At 67.3% G+C, this 588-nt stretch carries 1 protein-coding gene; it reads left to right on the forward strand.

Annotated features, from left to right (window positions below; all coding sequences use genetic code 11):
• Positions 1-28: 28 nt before the first annotated feature.
• Positions 29-588, forward strand: a 560-nt coding sequence (locus CSC66_RS17350; RefSeq protein ID WP_162378649.1) for an aspartate kinase, incomplete at its 3' end; no start/stop codon positions are given.

The raw sequence follows: 588 nt of genomic DNA on the forward strand, positions 1-588 counted from the left end.
GGTCAAGCGCGGGCAAGCAAGCAAAGACATGGCACTCATCGTTCAAAAATACGGCGGCACCTCGATGGGCTCGGTCGAGCGCATCGAGCACGTCGCCAGCAAGGTCAAATCCTTCCACGACCAGGGCCACCAGGTGGTCGTGGTGGTCTCCGCGATGTCCGGCGAGACCGACCGCCTGCTCAAGCTCGCCAAGAGCATCAACCCGCGTGGCAGCGCGCGTGAACTCGACCAGATCATTTCCACCGGCGAGCAGGTCACGATCGGCCTGCTGGCGCTGGCCCTGCAGAAGGCCGGCCTGAAGAGCCGCTCGTACACCGGTCCGCAGGTTGCAATCCGCACCGACGAGGCCTACGGCAAGGCGCGCATCCAGAGCATCGACGGCGAGAAGCTGCTGGCCGACTGCCGCGAGGGCGTCGTCCCTGTGGTCGCGGGTTTCCAGGGCCTGTCGCCGGACGGCTCGACCGCGACGCTCGGTCGCGGCGGATCCGACACCACGGGCGTCGCCATCGCCGCGGCGATGAAGGCCGACGAGTGCCAGATCTACACCGACGTCGACGGCGTCTACACCACCGACCCGCGCGTGGAACC

Source organism: Pseudoxanthomonas kaohsiungensis (genome assembly GCF_010211765.1).
GTDB classification, from domain to species: Bacteria; Pseudomonadota; Gammaproteobacteria; order Xanthomonadales; family Xanthomonadaceae; genus Pseudoxanthomonas; species Pseudoxanthomonas kaohsiungensis.